General features: G+C 62.1%; 23 protein-coding genes and 1 tRNA gene. 5 read left to right on the top strand and 19 right to left on the bottom strand.

The window, feature by feature from the left end:
- Positions 1 to 235: 235 nt before the first annotated feature.
- Entirely contained in the window at positions 236 to 2,050 is a 1,815-nt protein-coding gene (locus EN749_RS10855) for a methyl-accepting chemotaxis protein (RefSeq protein ID WP_128363112.1), read from the bottom strand.
- Positions 2,051 to 2,475: 425 nt separating this feature from the next.
- Between EN749_RS10855 and EN749_RS10860 the strand changes: the two genes are divergently transcribed.
- The 4 genes from EN749_RS10860 (at position 2,476) to EN749_RS37660 (ending at position 5,633) form a co-directional block, all read left to right on the top strand.
- Positions 2,476 to 3,357: a D-alanyl-D-alanine carboxypeptidase family protein gene (locus EN749_RS10860; protein WP_245491345.1), complete on the top strand. Its 882-nt coding sequence runs from the start codon at positions 2,476 to 2,478 to the stop codon at positions 3,355 to 3,357.
- Positions 3,358 to 4,016: 659 nt separating this feature from the next.
- Positions 4,017 to 4,937, top strand: a complete 921-nt coding sequence (locus EN749_RS10870; protein ID WP_128363115.1) for a DUF1003 domain-containing protein — start codon at positions 4,017 to 4,019, stop codon at positions 4,935 to 4,937.
- 223 nt (positions 4,938 to 5,160) lie between these two features.
- Positions 5,161 to 5,237: transfer RNA gene (locus EN749_RS10875), tRNA-Arg, on the top strand.
- A gap of 225 nt (positions 5,238 to 5,462) precedes the next feature.
- Complete coding sequence (locus EN749_RS37660) at positions 5,463 to 5,633, top strand: hypothetical protein (protein ID WP_189367456.1); 171 nt, start codon at positions 5,463 to 5,465, stop codon at positions 5,631 to 5,633.
- Positions 5,634 to 5,833: 200 nt separating this feature from the next.
- Here the strand turns inward: EN749_RS37660 and EN749_RS10880 are convergent, their stop codons facing one another.
- From EN749_RS10880 to EN749_RS10905, 6 genes are all read right to left on the bottom strand, one after another.
- Entirely contained in the window at positions 5,834 to 6,364 is a 531-nt protein-coding gene (locus EN749_RS10880) for a hypothetical protein (protein ID WP_128363116.1), read from the bottom strand.
- Positions 6,361 to 6,693, bottom strand: a complete 333-nt coding sequence (locus EN749_RS10885; RefSeq protein ID WP_128363117.1) for a hypothetical protein — start codon at positions 6,691 to 6,693, stop codon at positions 6,361 to 6,363. The genes EN749_RS10880 and EN749_RS10885 overlap by 4 nt, the downstream gene beginning before the upstream one ends.
- 92 nt (positions 6,694 to 6,785) lie before the next feature.
- The gene (locus EN749_RS37665) at positions 6,786 to 6,938 is read right to left on the bottom strand and encodes a hypothetical protein (RefSeq protein WP_189367458.1); all 153 of its coding nucleotides are present in this window, start codon (positions 6,936 to 6,938) and stop codon (positions 6,786 to 6,788) included.
- Positions 6,939 to 6,966: 28 nt separating this feature from the next.
- Complete coding sequence (locus EN749_RS10895) at positions 6,967 to 7,455, bottom strand: hypothetical protein (protein ID WP_128363119.1); 489 nt, start codon at positions 7,453 to 7,455, stop codon at positions 6,967 to 6,969.
- A 116-nt stretch (positions 7,456 to 7,571) separates the two neighbouring features.
- The gene (locus EN749_RS10900) at positions 7,572 to 7,853 is read right to left on the bottom strand and encodes a hypothetical protein (protein WP_128363120.1); all 282 of its coding nucleotides are present in this window, start codon (positions 7,851 to 7,853) and stop codon (positions 7,572 to 7,574) included.
- Between the two features lie 77 nt (positions 7,854 to 7,930).
- Positions 7,931 to 8,383: a hypothetical protein gene (locus EN749_RS10905; RefSeq protein WP_128363121.1), complete on the bottom strand. Its 453-nt coding sequence runs from the start codon at positions 8,381 to 8,383 to the stop codon at positions 7,931 to 7,933.
- 565 nt (positions 8,384 to 8,948) lie between these two features.
- On the opposite strand from EN749_RS10905, the gene EN749_RS10910 reads away from it, so the two are divergent.
- Complete coding sequence (locus EN749_RS10910; protein WP_128363122.1) at positions 8,949 to 9,158, top strand: Flp family type IVb pilin; 210 nt, start codon at positions 8,949 to 8,951, stop codon at positions 9,156 to 9,158.
- Between the two features lie 132 nt (positions 9,159 to 9,290).
- Here the strand turns inward: EN749_RS10910 and EN749_RS10915 are convergent, their stop codons facing one another.
- The 12 genes from EN749_RS10915 to EN749_RS37670 all read right to left on the bottom strand — a co-directional run.
- Entirely contained in the window at positions 9,291 to 9,980 is a 690-nt protein-coding gene (locus tag EN749_RS10915; protein ID WP_128363123.1) for a hypothetical protein, read from the bottom strand.
- A complete protein-coding gene (locus EN749_RS10920) occupies positions 9,977 to 11,059 on the bottom strand; it encodes a hypothetical protein (protein WP_128363124.1) in 1,083 nt (360 codons plus the stop codon). The genes EN749_RS10915 and EN749_RS10920 overlap by 4 nt, the downstream gene beginning before the upstream one ends.
- An 8-nt stretch (positions 11,060 to 11,067) precedes the next feature.
- Positions 11,068 to 14,286, bottom strand: a complete 3,219-nt coding sequence (locus tag EN749_RS10925) for a phage tail protein (RefSeq protein ID WP_128363125.1) — start codon at positions 14,284 to 14,286, stop codon at positions 11,068 to 11,070.
- A complete protein-coding gene (locus EN749_RS10930; protein WP_128363126.1) occupies positions 14,283 to 15,338 on the bottom strand; it encodes a DUF2163 domain-containing protein in 1,056 nt (351 codons plus the stop codon). Before EN749_RS10930 ends, EN749_RS10925 begins: the two co-directional genes overlap by 4 nt.
- On the bottom strand, positions 15,335 to 15,946 hold the full coding sequence (locus tag EN749_RS10935) for a DUF2460 domain-containing protein (RefSeq protein WP_128363127.1): 612 nt from the start codon (positions 15,944 to 15,946) through the stop codon (positions 15,335 to 15,337). The genes EN749_RS10930 and EN749_RS10935 overlap by 4 nt, the downstream gene beginning before the upstream one ends.
- Positions 15,946 to 17,778 (bottom strand): hypothetical protein, encoded by a 1,833-nt coding sequence (locus EN749_RS10940; protein ID WP_128363128.1) that lies wholly within the window; start codon positions 17,776 to 17,778, stop codon positions 15,946 to 15,948. Before EN749_RS10940 ends, EN749_RS10935 begins: the two co-directional genes overlap by 1 nt.
- A gap of 283 nt (positions 17,779 to 18,061) precedes the next feature.
- Complete coding sequence (locus tag EN749_RS10945; RefSeq protein WP_128363129.1) at positions 18,062 to 18,457, bottom strand: hypothetical protein; 396 nt, start codon at positions 18,455 to 18,457, stop codon at positions 18,062 to 18,064.
- Positions 18,457 to 18,906 (bottom strand): phage tail tube protein, encoded by a 450-nt coding sequence (locus EN749_RS10950; protein ID WP_128363130.1) that lies wholly within the window; start codon positions 18,904 to 18,906, stop codon positions 18,457 to 18,459. Before EN749_RS10950 ends, EN749_RS10945 begins: the two co-directional genes overlap by 1 nt.
- A 65-nt stretch (positions 18,907 to 18,971) precedes the next feature.
- Positions 18,972 to 19,358, bottom strand: coding sequence for a DUF3168 domain-containing protein (locus EN749_RS10955; protein ID WP_128363131.1), 387 nt, complete (start codon positions 19,356 to 19,358; stop codon positions 18,972 to 18,974).
- A complete protein-coding gene (locus EN749_RS10960) occupies positions 19,355 to 19,693 on the bottom strand; it encodes a phage head closure protein (protein WP_128363132.1) in 339 nt (112 codons plus the stop codon). Before EN749_RS10960 ends, EN749_RS10955 begins: the two co-directional genes overlap by 4 nt.
- Positions 19,690 to 20,190 (bottom strand): HK97 gp10 family phage protein, encoded by a 501-nt coding sequence (locus EN749_RS10965; RefSeq protein WP_128363133.1) that lies wholly within the window; start codon positions 20,188 to 20,190, stop codon positions 19,690 to 19,692. The genes EN749_RS10960 and EN749_RS10965 overlap by 4 nt, the downstream gene beginning before the upstream one ends.
- On the bottom strand, positions 20,190 to 20,383 hold a 194-nt coding region (locus EN749_RS37670; protein WP_210214715.1), incomplete at its 5' end, for a hypothetical protein. The genes EN749_RS10965 and EN749_RS37670, both read right to left, overlap by 1 nt.

Genomic DNA, 20,383 nt, shown 5'->3' on the forward strand with positions numbered 1-20,383 from the left:
ATGCAGCGGCTTCAGCTGTCGTCCGCCACCCTCGACGACCATGTCGGCGATATGGCCGACCGTGAGGTCGAGCGAAACCGAAATGCCCCGGGCCTTGATGGTGTGGATGGTCATTGTGCTCTCACCGATTCTGCAGGCGCAAACTGGCCTGTTCGGCGGCACTTGCGCAAGCATTGCGGCAGGCATTTTGCATCAGCGCCCTTTCACCCTCCCACAAGGGGGAGGGTGAGCGCAGCTACTGCCGCTTGTATTCCCGTATCGGCGACTTGGTGTCGTCGGTGTAGGTGACCTGCACCGACATCGATTTCACGCTATCGGCGACCTTGAAATAGGGCTGGTAGTCGTAGGGGATGGCGTAGGGATCCTTCTTGTCGCAAGGCGGCATCTTGATCTCCTTGTCGAGCGCCGCGCCGTTCAGGCTGTAATGCACCTGCTTGATGGCGCAGCGGTAGGACAGCATCTGGGTGAAGTAGACCAGCCCGTGATTGCCGCTGGCATCGAAGGCGATCCACGAGGTCCAGAACTGGTCGAGGATCTGCTTGTTGCCTTGCTGGAGCGCTGTCTCCGGGTCGAAGCGGATGTCGAACGGGCCGGTCTCGCGGCCCCTGATGTCGAGATATTTGATGGCGATAATGCCGGCCACGGTGCTGTCGGGCATCTCGAAGCTCGGATTGGCCATCGGCTTGCCGGTCGTCTGATCGTTCATCGCCAGGAAACCGGTGTCGGTGAACGGACCGCTGTCGCCCATGCGCCAGGAGATGGCGGTTGCCGGCTCCGGCAGCGAGATGGTCATCGACCAGCCCTGGTTTGAACCCATCGGCGTCAGCGAAGGCACGAAGCGGGAGGGGTCGAGCACGTCGCCGAGTGCGGCCAGCCGGCTGCGGCTGCGGTCCAGCCAGTCGGCGAGCTGCGTCTGGTCGACGAAATATTTGAGCAGCCCGCCATCCTTTTCGTAGGACACGAACCTGGTCAGTGCCTTGGCCTCGTTGCGCTTGTCGGCCAGCGTCTGGGCGCCGAGCCGATCTTCCGAAAACTCCTGCGCCAACAGGAAATAGGCCGGCGCGAAATCTGGATTGGCTGATATGAAGGCGTTGAGCTTGTCGAGGCGCTGGGCGTCGTCGAACTGCTGGATATGCACCAGCTTGATCGACAGCGCCTTGCCCTTGTCGGCAAGCGCGCCGAACACTTCGCGCGCGCCGGCCTTGCCGTCCTGCACCCGAAGCAGCGTGGCAAAGCGCGTGTAGGGGTCGATGGCGTCGACGTCGAAACCGGCAAAGGCGAGGTAGGAGCGCCGCGCATTGAGCATGTCGCCGGACAGCTCATAGACGCGGGCATTGTGGTAGAACTCGTCCGGCCGCTTCGGCTCGGCAATCGCCCCGCCTTGCGCGGCCAAGGCGGCAAAGCCCTTGGCGATGGTGTCGATCGAGGCGGCGATCTGCTGCGTCGTTTCTTGCAGCTTCTCGGTCTGGGCCTGCTGCTGCGCCTGGCCGGCGGCCAGCGTCTCGGTCTGCTTCTTCACCTCGTCGGTGGTCTTCTGCACCTCCGCCGTCTGCTGCGTCTGCTGCTGCTGGGCCGAGGCGATCTCGTCGGCCTTTTTCGCCACCGTGTCGGTCGTCTGCTTGACCTGTTCGACCGTCTTTTGCGTTTGCGTGACGGTCTGCTCGATCCTGGCCACTTTTTCGGACACGATCCCCATCGACTGCTGCAGCCCGGCAATGGCCGGCACCAGGCTTGCGATCACCCCGTTCTGGGCGTTGGTCTGCTGCTGCAGGCCGTAGACTCCGCCGGCGACGGCCGCCGCCGTGGTGGCGAAGATCAAGGCCGGCAGCGCTCTGGCCGCCAGCACCAGCCTGAGCACGATGGCAATGGCGATGATGATTGCGGCCACCGCGGCAACCAGCGCGATATAGGCGGCGAACGGCGCCAGCGGATTGAGGATGTCGGATACCGCACCCCCGATAAAGGCGACGCTGCCGGCCCATTTGCCGGTGCGGCTGAGCGATGCCCTGATAAGCGAGGGCGCTGCGCCCCCGGCCCCGATATTCGTCATGCCAAGCCCCCAAGCCCTGAGATACCACGCCCCTTCCCACGGGAAACGCGGCCCTGGCAAGGAAAGACACGGGAAAACCGGCGTTTTCGGGGCAGATGCTCGGCGGGGCCGATAGCCGACGCCGGCGCTGCCCCTCATCCGCCTGCCGGCACCTTCTCCCCGTGAACGGGGAGAAGGGAGATGCCGCGGCGTTGGCGTTCACTCTGCGACGCCGGCGGTTGGCGAACCCGTCGAGGAGAGCGTCCTTCTCCCCGTTCACGGGGAGAAGATGGCGGCAGCCAGATGAGGGGCGGCGCCAAGCTCTGAAAATATGCGCAAACCTGGGCAAATGCCTTGCTGCCGCCATTAACCAAATGGACGCATCACATGCGTTACGTTAGCTTCGCCGCATCTCAGCAACAGCCGACCCTAGAACAGACTTGCCCTTGTACAACCCCCTTCCGCTCATCCAGAGATTTTTTGCGGCACTCGCCCTGCTGGTGCTGCTTGCCGGCTGCGCCACGACGCCGCCGGACTCGGTGCTGGCCGTACCGGCGCCGGCGCAGAAATATGCCGCCATCGTCGTCGACGCCAGGACCGGCAAGCAGCTGTTCGAGGTCAGCTCGACGGCGCAGCGCTACCCGGCCTCGCTGACCAAGATGATGACGCTCTATCTGCTGTTCGAGGCGCTGGACTCCGGCCGCGTCAGCAAGGAGACCCAGATCCCGGTTTCGGACCATGCCGCCTCGCAGCCGCCGACCAAGATGCGCTTCCGGCGCGGCGAAAGCATCGATGTCGATTCGGCGATCCGCGCCATCGTCGTCAAATCGGCGAACGACGTGGCGGTCGCGGTCGGCGAATATCTCGGCGGCTCGGAGGATCAGTTCGCCGCCATGATGACATCCAAGGCGCGCCAGCTCGGCATGACCAGCACCACCTTCCGCAACGCGTCGGGCCTGCCCGACGGTGGCCAAATGACGACGGCGCGCGACATGGCGGTGCTCGGCATGGCGCTGCGTCAGCGCTTCCCCCAGCAGTTCCACTATTTCTCCGAAAGCGACTTCATGTTCCGCGGCCGGCTGGTGCGCGGCCACAACGACATGCTCGGCCGCGTGCGCGGCGTCGACGGCATCAAGACCGGCTACATCAGGGCCTCGGGCTTCAACATCGTCACCTCCTACAATGCCGACGGCCGCAATCTGATCGTCGTGGTGATGGGCGCCGACTCAGCCCGCCAGCGCAACGACCATGTCGAAGCGCTGATCCAGCGCAGCCTGTCGCCGACCACGGACGGCGCCAAGACCAGGTTGATGTTCGCGGAGCAGTGAGGAGTGGTCCGCGTAGCGGACAAAAAGCCAATTGCTTGGCTTTTGGAACGACGAACGCCCTGAGCCTGCGAAGGGTGAGCTGCCGTAGCAAGCATCGCGCCTGGCCGCGCGGTGACGAATAGGAATTTTTTCTTGACTCGGTGAAGGCAGCTAAGCTACTGTTTTGGGTATGGTGCTGAGTCGCGCCAATTGATCCACTGGAAACGTGACCCGCCCGCAAGGCGGGTTTTTTGTTGCCCGCCGCCCCGTCGCCTTCTCTCGTAGCCTTGGCGCCGTTTAGCGGAAACATCCATCGCTTCGTCATCCTAGGGCGAAGCAAGGAGCGCAGCGACGCGGCGCAGACCCTGGGATCCATGCCGGGACTCCAAGGCCCCGCAGCGGTGCTGAATTCGGCTCCGCTGCATTCTCCGGCCAAGGTCGCGGCATGGATCCGCGGGTCTACGCGTCCGCTTCGCTCCCGCTTCGCCCGTGGATGACGAAGTTGGGGAGGCTCCGGCCAATTTCGAACGTCTCCACCCGCCCTCAGGGGCGAGCCGCCGCCAGCCACATCGCCTTCTCCGATCAAAACCACTTGTCCGGCCCGCGAAATCCGTGCCCGGCGCTGGCTATGCGCCGCCACCTCTGTCTATCGTCGCCCAGCACCACCAGGAGCCCGCATCATGAGCACCGTCCCCAAAACGCCCGAGCAGCCGGCAGACAATCAGAACGATGACGGCGGCGAATATTTCGAGGCGCCGATCGTCGGTGAGCTGGAGGCCGATCCGGTATCGGACGAGCACCTCGAGACGCCCGAAGTGCCGGACTCCGAACCCGCGGGCCCCGGCGGCCACCGTGGCAAGCCGAAGAAAAAACCGTCGGCGATATCAGGCCGCAAATTCCGCAAGCGCGATCTGGTGCGCATCGACACGCTGCGCCCGAGCCTCGCCGACCGCATCCGCTCGGACCATCCCGACCTGCCGGCCGGCGCCCGCATCAGCCGCGCCGAGCTCGGCCGCTACCGCATGCGCTATATGGAGGAGCTGCTGCAGCAGGAGCACGGCGAATTCTCCGAGCTCGACCGCCAGGTGGTCGAATCGATCGCCAGGCAGGACACGATTTCCGAAAACTCGGAAGAAGAATTCGAGGAGCACCGCACCTTTGCCGACCGCGTCTCCGACAACATGGCGGCCTTCGGCGGCAGCTGGTGGTTCCTGATCTCGTTTGCCAGCGTGCTTCTGGTGTGGATCGGCATCAACCTGCTCGAAGGCATGAGCGCCGCCTTCGATCCCTATCCCTTCATCCTGCTCAACCTGCTGCTCTCCTGCATCGCCGCCATCCAGGCGCCGATCATCATGATGAGCCAGCGGCGGCAGGAGTCCAAGGACCGCCTGCGCTCCTTCAACGACTACCGCGTCAACCTCAAGGCCGAGCTGGAAGTGCGCCATCTGCACGAAAAACTCGACTACCTCATCTCACGCCAATGGACGCGCCTGGCCGAAATGCAGCAGATGCAACTGGATGCGATGCACGAACTGGCCGGCGCGAAAAAGCCGAAGCGGGCGGTGCGCGGGCGGCGGGTGGTGAGCGAGGCGGGGCAATGAGCGGTTCCTCGCCCCCACAAAGTGGGGGGGAGGTGGCTCGGCGAAGCCGAGACGGAGAGGGGGAGCGCCATATCCGATAAGCACGCACCTGTGAGAGGACCAACCCACCCCCACCACGCGACAGCCGCCAATCACCAATTGCCCGTTGAAGCCCGCGCCCGCTTCCGCTAAGAAGCCGTGACTTGCCGGTTCACCGGCTGGTTCGTTTTCCGGATTCCGGAAAGCACCCGTAGCTCAGCTGGATAGAGCGCTGCCCTCCGAAGGCAGAGGTCACAGGTTCGAATCCTGTCGGGTGCGCCATATTTATCAATGAATATCAGTGCTTACACGAGACTTGTTTTGTTCCTGCCTGCGGTTCCATGCAGCCAAATGCGGTACAGAGTGGCAACTTGCAGGCGTTTTCCGTACAAAACTCGTACAAGCAATCCGCTTTCGTTCCGCCCCCTAGTTCTTTTTTTGATCAATGCGAAAAAAGCCTCGGCGCGGTAGTCGATCGCGCGCAACCAGGTGATGCGATGCTGATGATTGCCCTTCATCGTCCCGCCTTCGCCCATCGACGGCGACACAATCGTCATCGACGAGCGGCATATCCGAATCGCCAACATCGACGTGCCGGAGATCGGGGATTACAAATGCGACGCCGAGATGCGGCTTGGGCTGGGTGGCGAAGCGGCGGCTGGCGGGGTTGCTGGCTAGCGGGCATGTCACAGTGCATGAGGCTATGTCAGGTATATAATTAGGTCGACCGCTGGAGCCGGGAATGGCGGGGTTGCTCGCCCCGAAGCTTCCATATCCCGACGCTATTTCATACCAGAAACCTATCCCTCCAAACAAACGAAAAACCCCGCCCATGCCGAAGCAAGAGCGGGGCGAGATAGAGCGGATACGCTCGGGGATTAGGGATCGGGCGTCAACGGCGCAACCGAAGCAGGGGCCGGAGTGATCATGAAGCGGATCGGCGGCGCATCCACCACGATCGGATAAGCCAGTTTCTGCAGCATGCCGCACGAGTACGTAAAGCGAGCATCATAGCGCGCCGGGCCGACGGATGCAGCTAGGGGAACCGTTACCGATCGATGATAGGTTTCCCGCCCTTCCGGCGGATAGCCTTCTATCAAGGTCTGCTTGCCCACGGTGTAGGTCGATGGGACGTGGATATTCCCGTCAACATCGGTGATATAGCGCTCCACAGCCGCCGCGCAGACGCGATTCTGAACCACCGTGTATTGGATATCGAGGACACCACCTTGCGGAACTTCCGGCGTCAAGGCCGTGGCGATTTCGAACACCGTCGGCGGTTCCCTGTCAAGTATCGAGGATATCGCCGCTGCGAGCCCGACACCCAATAATGCGGCCAGACCGAGGGCGGTCGCGGCAGCAAGGTCGACCTTGCCCCGGAATTCTCCCCATGACCGCCACAGCTTCATGGCTTTCCCACCGGTGATGAGAAATAGGCGAGCACCTGGTTGATCGCTACCAACGTTCCTGCGACGAACAGCAGGAGCTTGGTCGACGTCCGCGCGATCCAGCTTACTTTCGTCCACAGCTCGACGACTTGAAATCCGGCCTGGAACTTGTCCTTTTCCAGCGACAGGAACATGTCGAGGCGTTTGCGCTTTTCCTCCGGCAGATGCCCTGCCCAAATAAGCGCCGTTCGTTCTTCGGTGGTCAGTCGGTCCAGCCATCGGATTGTCTCCTCATCGAGGTCGACGAGCCGACGCGGAAGCTTTCTCTCGGTACCATTGTCATCGACCATTCTTCGTTTGTCCCGCCCCATGCACTGCTAGGTGCCGTTGTCGAATTCGGCCTTGTCGCCGGCTAGGATCACGCAGGCACCCTTGCCGCGTCTCATTTCAACAGCGCCTTGATGGTGACGGCCTTTGCGTGGTTGAGACGCCGGCAGTCGCCAAAATTGGCGCGGTCTTGCGCCCAAAGCCGGCTGGTTTCATCGCCGGGGATGAAGCGGTGAGGCACATCGACGACGCCACCGCACTCTGCCATCACGCTCGGGTCGACGTGCGGCTTCGGATCATCGCCCGATGGCGTCCACACCGACTGACAGCCGGGCGGGGAGGCCATACCGAGGCTTGCAAGCGCGAGAAGCGTCACCAGATGATGGCGGGCCATTGTCTTCGTCCTTCTGTTGCCGGATGCGGTCTTCGAGATCGGCGATGCGCAGCGTATCGGCGCGGTTGGCGCCCTCGCTGTCAGCGAGCTGCTGCGCCGCGGCGTCGATATCGGCCTGTTTCGCCTTGATCTTCGCGGCCTGTGCGATCTCGGCGCGCCGCTGCTTCTCCTGCCAGACGAGGCGTTCGTTGAGCTGTCCCGCGGCATATTCCCGATCGACGCGACCGTCGACGATGCCGGACAGCGCTGGCCCCACATAGGGGATGTCGCGAACCGGCCCGAGCGGGACCCCCTCATAGAAGAAGACGATGGCGCCGGCGACGACGATCGGCAGGCCGATGCGCGAGGTCGCGAAGGCGAGGAACGGGCCGATGTATGGAATGGCGCCCATGCCTTACCCCCATGCCACGACGAAGAACAGCAGGCCGATCAGCGCGCCAGCGGCAGAGACGAGCGCATAAGGCCGCATAGCTTCCCATATGGCCAGGACGAGTTCGATCGTGCCCATCAGGGACCATCCTCTTGGATTGGAGCCTGGTTGTTTTGCTGGACGACGGTCGCGCCGCCTTGTTGCGTCGGCGGGATGCCGGCATTCACGGCCATGGTGTCGACCTCGGCCCGGCGCTCGCTGGCGTTGTCCCATGTGGCGCCGAAGATGAACGATCCGACGGTCGAGGCGACGAGCAGCGCCACGGAATTGGCGATCGCCTCGCGCAAACTGTCCGGCTTGCCGAACAGGGCCAGGTAGGTGATTAGCCCGCAGCCCCAGACGATGATGGCGATCGCCATCTTGCGGCGCACGTTCCACGGCTTGCTGAAAGGTCCGGTAGATCCGAAGCCAGTGACAATACGTCGTACAGTCATGATCAGCCCGCGAACAGCTTGGATTGCTTGGCCCATGTGCGCCAGGGATGCAGTTCGTAATGTGGAAGATCCCAGCCGTCTGACATGTTGCCGTCCATGTTCCAGTCACCGCCCCAGCGCAGCGGGATTGCCAGCGACAGGGCCAGGCCGGCACCCTTGCCCGCCCCATTGTTCCAGCCGATGACCTTCCAGAGATCGATGAAGGATTGCCGGTTGTTCCAGTCATATGGCGCAGGGAAGAGGTCGAAAGCGATCGCGGGCTGCCAGTTGTGCGCCGACTGGCCGAAGTGCGCCTTGCTCTTGCCTGCGGCAAAGGCGCGCTCCTGCGCATCGCGGCCACGCGTCGAATCCAGGATGCGGAAGTCGATGACGGCGATCGCCGCGTTGGCGATCTGCTGAAGCTTCGGATGGCACTTGGATAGCGCAGACTGCGACGACGCACCAAAACTGGGCATGGCGGTTTCCTTTCTTTCCGCCCTCGCGGGCAGTTGTTCGGTCTTGGATATTTTGGCTATGGTCGGCGCCGGGAGGAGCCGGGATGAAACGACGCGACTGGTTTTCGCTGCCGAAGCCGTGGCTGGATCTGCTTCCGGAATTGCGGGATCGAGTGATCGGGCAAGCGGGCGAGATCCGAACCTGTGACGGCGGGCATCTCAGGCTTGTCGACGGCCAGTGGCAAGTGCTGGAAAGCGGGCACCAGCCACGATGCCGATGTTGTCTTCAATGCGCTGCGGAAGGCTCACTAAATAACGGGGTATATCAGTGCAAAGGGCTCCACACCGACCGGCATGCTTCTGGGAAGATCGCTTTCTACTATGGTTAAGTCTCCAAAATGATCTGCAAAATCATGAAGTTACCTGTCGTTTCAAGCAGCGCTGCAAGTCTTCGCAGTTAACGTTGCGTTAAAATCTCTTTGACTTCTGCATATCAGCGGAGGCTAAATAAGTTCCGACGGGGAGACTTGGGGCGAAGATAGAGCAGTTGGCTCCCCGGTTCGAAGTCAACAAAAGGGGAAGTAACATGCGTAACATGATGAAGCAGTTCCGCGACGACGAAAACGGCGCCGCGATGGTTGAATATTCCATCCTTATCGGCATCATTGCCGTCGCCTCCATCATGACGGTCATCGCTATCGGCGGATGGGTGAACGCCCGATTCACCGGGCTCTGCGATGCTTTGGAGAACAGCACTGTCGGCGGCTGCGATGCCTCGACCGGCACGGGCACCTGATTTTAAGAACAAAGCGCGACCCTGCACCCGGGCGCGTTCTGCGATGGCGGCCTCGGTCTTTTCTTTGGAGGTTAGGCCCAAAGACCGCTATCGGCCTAGGAAGGGACCGGTGTCATCGCGCCGGTCCCTTTTTTAATGGAACGATATCGCCGCAACCACTTCAAACCCGGCCGCCGACGTCGCCTGTACATTGTATGTACTGGTTGCCGAAAGCCCCGACACATGGCCGCAGCCTTCGCGCATGTGAACGATTCCGTTAGCGCTATCGCATTGCTGTTCGTGATCGAGCGAGACGCCGGAGAGCGTTAAGGCGCCCGTCGCCGGCTCGACGCCGCTTGCGCTGGCAATGACGCAACTATCCGCCGCAGTGGTCAATGTGCTGATGGTCGGGTTGTTGCCAGTTGCCGTCTTCACGTCGTCATGGGTATTCGAGACATAGCCGGTGATCGTATATGCATCGAACGCAGCGAACGAATGCACCGCGCTCCAATCTACGACAACGGTTATGTTGCCGCCTGTCGAAATCTCGCGATAGGCAATGCCGGTCTGGGTGCCTTCGTTGACCCCGTCGTTGATGCCATTTTGACCGGCAAGCGTGCCGTTGGTGCCGTCGATGCTGACCGAGACGATGGTGCGCTGGGCTCCCGCGTTGCGAAGGCTGTGTGGGCAAATGACAACGAGTTTGGTTCCGGCCGCGCCGACATTGACGGTTGCCGTATGCGGGTCTGGGGTGAGTTTATCCGTAAACGTTCCGATGAACGTGACGGTCGGCCCGGTAGGCGGTGGCGGACCAAACCTCCCCGATTGAACCATCATGCTCATGCGCGGACACCGATCAGGTACACCTTCAGGCCGGCAGCGCCCGTACCGGCCACGTCAATATCGATGGTCATTTCAGCATCGTCGGCCAGGTTGGCGTCAGAGATCACGGCAGCGGTTGCCGCCGTCGTGCTGGTCTTCTCGCTGGCGTCGATCGTGAGCTTTGTAGAGAGGATGGTGGTTCCGCTTTCGTTGATGTCGACAGTCGGGATACCTGAAGAGGAAACGGTCGTGAGCGATGCGCGGACGTCTGACAGCGTGAAGGCATACGGCATGCGAAATGTTACTTTCGCGGTGCCTGTAGTTATCGCCGTGGTCTCATCGCCAACCGCGATGATGATCGATTCCAGCAGGCCCTTGCCGCCATCTTTTATCAACTTGCCGGTCGTGCCATCGAACACAGCAACGTTGTTGTTGACCGTGCTGCCAGGGCCGACCACATCGCCGATACCGGATCCAGCCGGTACCGCAAAAGTACCATCCGCCTTCAGAAACTTGCCGGCCGCCGCGTCACCAGCACCAGGCGCAGGCACCAGACCCTTGGTGCCGCCAGAGCCGCTATCCCCGACGACGGCGCTCAGAGAGGCCGTGAACTGGGTGAACGTCCGCTCCTTTATCAGTTTACCCGTGGTGCCATCGAAGACGGATGGATTGCCATCTGTGACGCTCGCCGGGCCGACGACATCGCCGCTGGCTCCAACGCCTGGCGTCAGAATGATGCCAACAAGGCCATTGGTCGTGCCGTCTGTGTACAGCGCGCCAATCTTGCCGGCCGCTACCGAAACCGTGGTAGCGCCACGCGTGACCGTTATGGCGTCGCTTGCGTCCGTGTTGTGGACAAAGAACAGCGCTCGCTTCACCGCTGGCAGCGTCAAAGCCCTTGTCGCAGAAAGGCCGCTAGGCACGAACGTCATCGCCGACCGAAACTGCGCCGCAGTCAACGTGACATCGCCGCCGGAAAAATCGACCGTATAGATGTCGGCCAGCGCATTGCCCAGCGCGGCATCGCCATCATTCGAGGTTTGCCACTGGTCATCGGCCTGGCCATCAGAGATGGCCGGGATGTCAAGATCATTCGCCATGGAGGCTCCTAAAGGTCGATGGTCTCTTCACGCGTCGGGCAGATGACGCCGGTTCCGGACACCTGCCTGACGTCGAAGGTGAGTTGGGCCGGGATCGAGCCAAAATCGGTCGTGATGTTGGCGGCCAGATAGGTCTTGGTCGTCACGTCATCGACGGTGAAAGTGCGGAGCACCGCGCCGGCCGGGCCATCCTTGATCCTGACCACGTACTGTTCCAGCGTTTCACCAAGCGGCGCGGTGTAGTCGCCATCGTCGGACCAGTAGGAACCGATGCGCGTGCGCCTCACCCAGTCAAGAACGATATCGGATCCGACCACTGTCGCCGCAAGTTGGCATGGCTTTGGGATTTTCTCAGCCTCGCCAGTGACGGTACGATTGACCGCTACCGTGCCGGCAAGCGTCCCGCCGAACCCGACCGGTTTGAAATCGAAGGCATCGTCCAGTGATGCTATGGAATAGTCGATGTTCTGGACATTGCCGGCTGAAAGCCAGACGACGAAATCACCGGCCTGATGCAGAGCGGTGTATTCCTCCGACGACTTGCGGCCACGGCGGAGCCCTTCGAACGTAAAGGTGCCATCGCCGTTGTTGGTGATGGTCATGACATGGCAGATTTCCCATCGACCGGGCTGGCCAATGGCAAAGACGTTGGCGCCGTTCATCACCTCGAGATAGGTCGCCGAGGTCAACAGGTCGGTGTTGCCCGAGATGATCGTCAGGTTGAGCGTGCGCGTGAATTCGGTGACATAGGGGATGTCCCAGTCGGGGAGAATTTCCAGCGCGATGCCCACCAGGCCATTCGTCGGCTGGCTGCCGACCGGCTGATAGATACCCGAGGCATCCTTGCGGAACAGCGTTGCACCATCCCAGTAGGGCTGCCCCGCCGAAGCCAGCACATGGTATTGCACGAAGCCGGCGCCAGCCAGGTCGTCGGCATCCGACAGCAGCGGGATGTCGAGATGGTGGTAACGGCTTTCTGGCGTGCCGACGGGATTGGGCTCGGTCGGATTGCCGGTCGCACCAGAGATCGAAACCGACACGCTCGACAGGAATTCCGTCGCCGTGACGTCGATCATGAAATCCGGCCTCACCGTGCATTCCATGATGCGCGCGGTGATGATGCGATCGGCGAAGGTGAAGCGCTCGATATCCTCGGGTTCGAGATCGAGGAATTTTGCCCGTGGCGTCATCCGGAATTCGTGCCGCTCGATCGCCAGCCGGTTCACCTTCTGGGTAGCGAGAACCTTGACCGTATCGGCGTCGACAATGATCGGCATGTCGGCTTTTACCGACTGATCGGCCGGCGCCACCGGGAACGGCAATGATGGAATTTCGCCGAACTGCGCCCGCGGCTGGTAGATCTCGGCCGGGTCGCGGTAGTTGATGCCATAGCGCGCGATGAACTCTTCCGGGTTCAGGCGTTTGGCCTTGATCGCCTGGCCGCCGCTGTCGGCGATATCGCCAGCCGACGACAGCGTGGCATCGATTGCGAACGCGCCATCGGTGAAGGCGCGCTTGAAGATGATCTGGCCAGCGCGCTCGAAGATGGCGATGGAATAGGGCTCGCACACCGAACGGGCAATGTCCCTGACCCCTGCGGTGACATCGATCACCGCGCCGTCGATCACGTCATCAATGTTGATTGTGTCGACTTCTGAGGAATCGAAGCCGCCGGCCTGCATGAGGGCAACAAGAAAGTCCTCAAGCTGCCGCTGCGTGCCGTCTTCCGAGATGATCCGAAGGCGCTGCGGTACGCCAAACGCATCATGGGTCAGGATCGTATCGGTTTGACCATCATAGTAGAACACATTAGGACTGACGGCGGCGCCGCTGATGGACCGGGTTTCTCCCGTCTGAAGACTGGTGAAATAGGAGGTGCCGCTAGCGGCGTAATAGAGTTCGTCCGTGAGCCTTTGCAAATCCGGATCGCCGATCTTCCTGCCGCTATCAACCGCGGTGATCTGGTAGGGAACGGTCTTGGTGAACTCGACAGCGCCGGTTGTCCCATTGATCCGCTTGACCGCAGCAGCATCGGTCCAGACGACAAGATCGCCATCGTCGTAGACCGCATAGCGCAGATCATCCGCCAGGGCGGCAACGACGGTCGTGCTCTTGATTGTGCCGATGGCCGTAAAGATGACCTTGACCAGGACGTTGTCGGCGCAAATCCAGACATCCGCCTCATTGCCCCGGATGGCTCCAGGAGTCAGGCATTGAATGCTTGCATACCCACCCCAGCCTGCAGCGGTTTCGGTCGCCAGCGTAAGCGTCTCAGGGACAGATGCCTTGTAGTAGTAGCAGAACAATTGCTGATCGTCAGTCGAACCGGCGTAGATCGCACCATCACCGATTTCGATCAGGCATGTCGCGCCGATGACGGCAAGAACGGTGCCTACATCGTCGCCCGCGGCTAAAACTGCGCCGTTCTGCGCATCTAGAACGCGCAGGCTCCAATGGCCGTCCCCCGATTCTCCAAGGTAGAACAGGCAGTCATAGGCGCGGCTGTAGCGCCAGCCAGCGAACATGGTAGCTCCGCCACCCTGCGGGAAGGCGTAGAACTCTTGCAGTGCGCCGATGGAAAACCGCCTGATGAGCCCGCCCGGACCGGTGTAGCCGTAGAACTGCAGATCCTCCCACACCGGGACAATGTAGCTGATCGCCCCTGAACTCAACGTGGTGAAGTTTTGATAGTCATGCGTCGTCGCCCCGTCCTGGATCCACTCAGCCTCGAAAACCGGCGGCGCTCCGAGGCCGATAATATCAAAATCAACGACGACGATATCGAGATAGCCGCGATGGGCCGAGACGTTGCTCTCGCCCTCTTCGCGGACCATCGCCGGGTCGCGCGGCTGGGTGCTTCTGCCATCGTAGGCGGTAAATCTGAGGCCGCTCTGGCGATAGCCAGTCGACCCATCATAGATCAATTTGCCGTTCGCGTAGAGCTTGCGAAGGGTCCAGCTCGAGTCCGGAACCAGCGGTCGCGCGAAACGCAGCCGGGCCGACATCTTCGCCGTGGTCGAAGTAATCGTGTCCCAATATTCGACATGGGTTGAGGTCACCGTCAGGATCGGCGGCACCCAGATATAGGCCGCCGGCAGCCGGCACTTGCCGAAGACGACGGGAATGGTCTGGCCATAGGCCGAAGTCGGCAGCGTGGTCTGGACTTCCGGCACCGATGGAACGACCGGCGCTGTCGGTTCATCGAAAACCCACCGTGGCCGTCTCATAGACCTGCACCATTTAGGAATGCCAGACCAGGCAGCCGGTTCTCACCCCGAAAATTGATCGAGCTGGAAAACCGTGTCTTGCACATGGCGAATGTCTTGTCGCAGCCGGGAACGATTTCGAACGTGTCGGCAACGGCCACAGGCCAGCGCGCAGCGCCCCAGATGCGAATCCGGCTGCTGGATTGCGTCCACGCTCGAAACTGGTTGTAGAGCCCGGCATTCTGCCCGGAAGTCCACTTGATGACGCCGTTGGTGAACCAGCCATCGACGGCTCGGCTTTCGGTCAGCGTCGCGGTAAAATCACTGTCATCGGTGTGCGTGGCGATAACACCCGAACGCACCCAGGCTTCCTCGGCGGTGAAGACGGCGGTTCCGTCCGTTGTGGTCGCGGCCACGGTGTAGTTGTAGGCTGGCGCTGATCCAGCTGTGGCCCCAGCCGTGGTGCAGCGAAACATGCGGTTGTGATAGTTCCCCGCATCCGACACCCGCACATAGTTACCCACCGCATAGGCCGTGCTGCGCGCAACATCATTCGGGTAGAGCGGGAGATTGCAGAAGCCGGGGCGCTGATCGCCAAGGTCCGACCTGCAGGAGACCGACAGTTCCTCGACCGTGATTTCCTTGGCGCGCTGGAGGATGCCGCGGACTTCGAACACCGCGATCCTGCCGCGATCGTCATAGCTGATCTCGGCGGCCGTGTAGGGTCCGAGCTGCATGCCGCCGACGGACGGATCGGCATGGTTGAAGACGTAGAGCGTGATCTGCATGCCTTCGAACGTGCCGGCATAGACGTCTTCTGAATCGTAGGCATCGGAGATTGCGGCCGGCGCGGTGACCTCGCCGTCTGGAACACTGCCATCGCCGCTGAATTTCAGGGTCGAGCCCTTGAAGCTCTTGTCGGCCGGCCATGTTTCGGAATCGAAAATGGCTTTCTTCCCGGTCGCCGAGACGCGGATCGTCGTGCCATCGGCGAAGACGAACTTGCCCAGCCAGCCAAGCGTATGCGGCGTGGCCGACATCGCCGCCTTGAGGCCAGAGCTGGTGAGCCTCACCGGAAGCGCTCCAGCAGGATGATCGGCCCGGCCGACGCGACCGCGCGCGTGGCGCCGACGCTGACCGGGAAGGTGACCGGGTTGTAATCCTGCTCATAGCGGACGCGCGCCAGCCAGTCGCACGTCACTGTGATAGCCTGGCCGGCGGTCGGGATGTTGCCGCCCGTGAAGGTGACGATGCCATTGGATTCGGTGTAGTGGGTGGTGACAGTTTTTGTCACCCCTGCGACCTTGACGACGAGGCCGGAAACAATGGTGATCGGCCTGAGATACGGACGGTCGGTGTCGGTATAGGTCTTGTATATCTGGAACGCCGAGGTGACGCCGTCTCCGGTGCCGACGTTCTCGTCGGTGAGCGTGTTGTGCAGGGGATCGCGCAGCGGGAAGACGTAGGCGGCGCCCCGCCGGCCCAGAATATGCGCCATGAACGCCTCGATTTCGGCGAGCGGCCGGTTGGTCAGTGAAACCTCATATTTCCAAAGCGCGATCTCCCAGTCCTGGTTGCGATCCTCGAAGCCGCCCATCAGCGGGACGGTTGTGGTCTGGAAGACCGGCCCCATGCGCATGCCGAGCGCGAACTTGTCGTTGATGGCGACGCTATCGACCATTACGACCTCGATGCCTGCAGGGTCATTTCGTTGTACATGTCGCGCGCCTGCTGCTTGGCCGTTTCCGTGCTGACGCTGGGCGCGGCGTGGTAGTTGAAGGTGATCGGATTGCCCGGCTGCTGCACATTGACCGAGGTGTCATAGGAGCCGTCGTCAGAGGTCGGCGAAAGCTGAATGGTCGGGCGCTTTACCTTGCCGACGCCCCAACTGGAGATGTAACTGCCATACTGGGAATCGAACGCATCGCCGAACATGGTCTTGCCGGTGCCGGTCGCGCCGCTGTCGTTGTTGTGGACCAGGGCCGCCAATGCCGCCGTGGACATCCTCATCCAGCCGGCGACTTCCGACAGCTTGCTGATGGTGACGTTCTGGGCCGCGACCTGCTTGTCGGAATAGCCGCTCATGTCGTTGCTGAGGGATTGCAGATAGCTCTTGGTGTTTCGGTCGAGCTTGCCGACATTGTCGGCAGTGGTTCCGGTGTTGTCGGCCGTCTCGCTTGAATAGCGCTGATCCGCTACCGCTCCCCCAAATGACCTGACACCAACACCGGACCCGTTTACATTCGACTGGTAGTTGTTCTGCTGCGGCAGCTCGATCTGGTTCGGGTTGCCGCCGTAGCGATGCACGGTCGGCAGCGGGGCTGGCGAAGGCGCCGCCGCGGCATTCCCCAAAGAATTGAGCATGGCATCAAAGGCGCCGGCAGCATTGTTCGCGGCGGCTTCGGCGGCGATGCCAGTGCGGCGCAGCTCCGCTTGAAGGTCTTTCAGATCATCCTGCGCTCGATCCGTGGCCATGCCGACTTCAAATCCGGCTTCAGCCTCCACCTTCAGATCACGAAGCCTTTGAGTGACCGCATCGATATCGGCCTGGATTTCGGCGGTGCTGCGACTGGACGTTTGCGCCAAACCGTCCAGGGCATTCTTGATGCTGCCGTCGCCGAAGATCCTGGCGAAGTTGGCCAGGCTCGGGTTCTGGATGAAATTGTCGATGATCGCGGAAGTGGCGTTCAGTTCCCTGGAAAAATCGGCAAAGCCCTGGGTTGCCCCGACGAGCAGTGGGGCAAGGTTGATCAGCGACTGGCCCAGTTGGGCATTGATGACGGTCGAGAGCACATCCAACTTGTCATCGATTTCGCCGGCGCGCTGCAGGAGATCGTCGGGAACGATGATGCCGAGATCCTGCGCGGTCTTCTTGAACCTGTCGATCGAGGCGCGGCCCTGTTCGAAGATGCGCGCCATCTCGACGCCGCCCTTGCCGAACACCGCCGCCGACAGGGCGGCCTTTTCGGTCGCATCGCTGGTCTGCGCCAGCGCGTCGGCGACCAGCTTCAGGCGCTCTTCCTGGTCCTTGGTGTTGAGGATGTTCTGCAGCAGTTCCGGGTTGAGTTTCTTCAGGCTTGAGAACAGCGCGCCCTGACCTGTGGCCGCCAGCCCGGCGTTCTTGGCAAAAATGTTGAGCGAGGAATTGTAGCTTTCCTGATCGATGTTTGCCTGTTTCGCGGCGAAGGCCAGCGCCTGATAGGTGTCGGTGCGCAGGCCTGTCGTCTTGGCGTTGCTGGCGATCTCGTCATATTCGGAGATCGTCTGTTTGAGCTTGTCGAAGGCCCCGCCCAGCGACGCCAGCGCGGCAAGCCCGGCGCCGGCCGCAAGGCCGGTGCCGAGATTCTTGAGCGTGGTCGACGCCAGCAGCGCGCTCTTTTCGATCGAGGCGATGCTGTTGCGCATGCGTGACGATTGCTGCTCGACAGTCGTCGCCGACGACCGGAAGCCGGTCGCGAACTTGGCGGCGTTGGTGTTGAGGTCGATCGAAATCGACCCGACTGTTGAGACCACTGGATTACCTCAAAGGTTCAATCGCCCGGCCGGCCGAAGGCGGCGGCCAAAGCGAGCGCCGGATCGTGAGCCTTCTCCCAAAGCGAAGATGGATTTTGCGGGAGGTTCTTCGGATCGTGCCAGGCCTTCGCATTGAGCTTGGCCGAGCACCAGGCGAGGGTCCACAGATCCTCGACCTGCTGCTGAAAGGTGATCTCGATGCGCTGCCGAAGCGCACAAAGCGATGACGGCCAGAATTGATCGTCCGGAATGCCGGCGCGGATGGCGGCCTTGTAGGCCTCGGCTACAATACCTCCGCGCCGCCCTGAGGGCGGTCGTCTTCCTCTTCCGGCGGCGCGTTGGTTTCGGCGGCCCACACTTCATAGGGCTTGCCGTAGATCGACATGGTGATGGCGTCCTGGCACTTCTTGGCCAGCACCACGAACGGCTTTTCGGGCGGCCATTCCGGCATCTCGTCGCCGGTCGAAAACAGCGTGCCCTTGTTGTTGCGCAGGCCGGCCTTGAGCACCGCCATCATCTTGGATGGCGCCACCATCGAAAGCCCGAGGAACAGGCGCTGCGACCAGTTGAACTCGCCGAACTCGTCTTCCAGCGCGGCGAGCCCGGCCATGTCGAGACGGATGACGACGCCCGGCGCGAACTCGGACGCGGAGACTTCGCCGATGTGCTTGTTGGCCATTACGCTGCGGTGCTCCAAGTGACGGCACCGGACACCTCGAGCGTCACGGAACGGGTGATGATCTCATTCGGCGAACCCTGAATCTGGCCAAGGTTCACATAAGCCGCGAACGAAACCAGATTGTTCGTTGCCCAGATCGCCGAAAAGTCGAGACGGAAGTTCGTCAGGATCTTGTCGTCGAACTTCTTTTTGAGGCCCGTCGTCGCGTCGTGCGTGGCATGGGTCGGATCGAAGTGACAGGTCATCGCCACCTGACCACCATCCTTCATGCCGGGGATCTTCTCCATGAAGTCACCGGAGCTGAGATGCGTGCCGTCGAGCATGGTCATGCTCTCATTGGGGCCATTGAAGTTGGCTACGTTGGCGATGGCCGTGAAAATCTCCGGGCCGCCGCCATCGCCCATCTTGAGCAAAGTACCGCGACCGGCTTTACCGGTTGTTGCAGTCATCGTCGTTTCCTTTCAGGGAGGGGCCGCGCCGGGATTGACGGGCCAGGGGCGCTTCGGGAGCGCGGCTATCGCCAGCGGTTGGAAAAACCCATGATGCGACGATGGGTCGACAGGTCGGTGGCGAAATCGGTGTAGTCGAGCGCTTCCTTGGTGAACAAGGCGTCGGCGCCGGCGGCGGTGTAGTGCAGGTCCCGCATCTCCTGCTTGACCACCTCGCCAAGCTCGATCGCCGCCTTGGCGGTGGCGGCGACACAGTGGAACTGCAGCGAGGTTTCCGGATATTGCCCGGCGCCGTCGAGCATGTACTCGTCATCCTCGCCCGCCATGGCGACGGCAATCGCTGGCAGCCTGGTCTTCGGCGGAAGCGGGAAGGGATAGACGCGCGTGCCGGTGATTGCCTTGACGGCGGCGCGCGACAGCAGCGCCTTGATGGCCAGGGAGACGCCGCTCATTCGATCAGCCTCGCCTGCATCTTGAGATAGCGGCGCCGGCCGATCTCGCGCGGCCGGCCGACGATCTCATAGGTTTCGTCGGTGCCTTCGCCATTCTTGAACAGCAGGCGATCCGTAAACGACATGTCGGCACGCCAGCGGATGGTGAAATAAAGCCCCATCTCGGCATATTCCCGCGACGCGCCTTCGCCTTCGCTCGAGCCGTGAAACTCCATCTTGGCCCAGACCGTGGCATAGGGCGTCCAGGTCGGCTCTTCCGAGTTGTAGTCGGGATCGTTGACCATCGTCGCGCGCTGCAACGTGATGCGACGATCGAGGTCTCCGGCGCCGCTCATGTCCCAGGCCTGCGCCCCGGCCGCTGCGATGCCAGCTTTGCCGCCCGCTTTTCCAGTTCGGGGCCGAGCTTCTGGCCGAAGCGCTTCACCACGGCTTCGCGCGTCGTGAAATAGGCAGGAGCAAGGAACGGGTGCGGAGGCGCGCCAGGGTGCGTCACGCCGCGCTCGGGCTGGAAATGCGGCGCGGTGCCGAACTCGACCAGATGGGCGTACTTGACCGGACGTCTCGGCCCGAACTCGGTCGCTCTCTGAAAGCCGGCGTTCGGGCCGACCTGAAAGGTGGGATTGACCTTCGAGGTGCGCGGCTTCTGCCGGATGATGAGCGAGGCGGCCAACGTCCCGGTTCCTTCCTTGAGCGGAAGCGCCCGGGCATTGGCCTTCGCCTGCTTCAGCGTCGGCTGCAGGGCGAAACGCGAGGCGGTGCCAAGCGGCACCGCCACCTGGTTGGCCAGTTCGCGCAGCGCGCGCGCCACTTCCCTGTCGCCGCGAACCGGCATCAGGCAGACCGGCCGACCACGACGATGGAATAGGTGACGCCAGTGCCCGACGACGAGTTGGTGATCTTGAGATCGTCGGTGGACCCGGCGCCGACCGTGAACAGGCCGGCGGCGTTCGGCGCCACCGCCATGAACATGCCGCCCGGCTTGACCGCGAAGCTGCCATTGGTGCCGCCGAACAGCGGCACCGGCG

This window comes from Mesorhizobium sp. M7A.F.Ca.ET.027.02.1.1 (genome assembly GCF_004022985.1).
Taxonomy (GTDB): domain Bacteria; phylum Pseudomonadota; class Alphaproteobacteria; order Rhizobiales; family Rhizobiaceae; genus Mesorhizobium.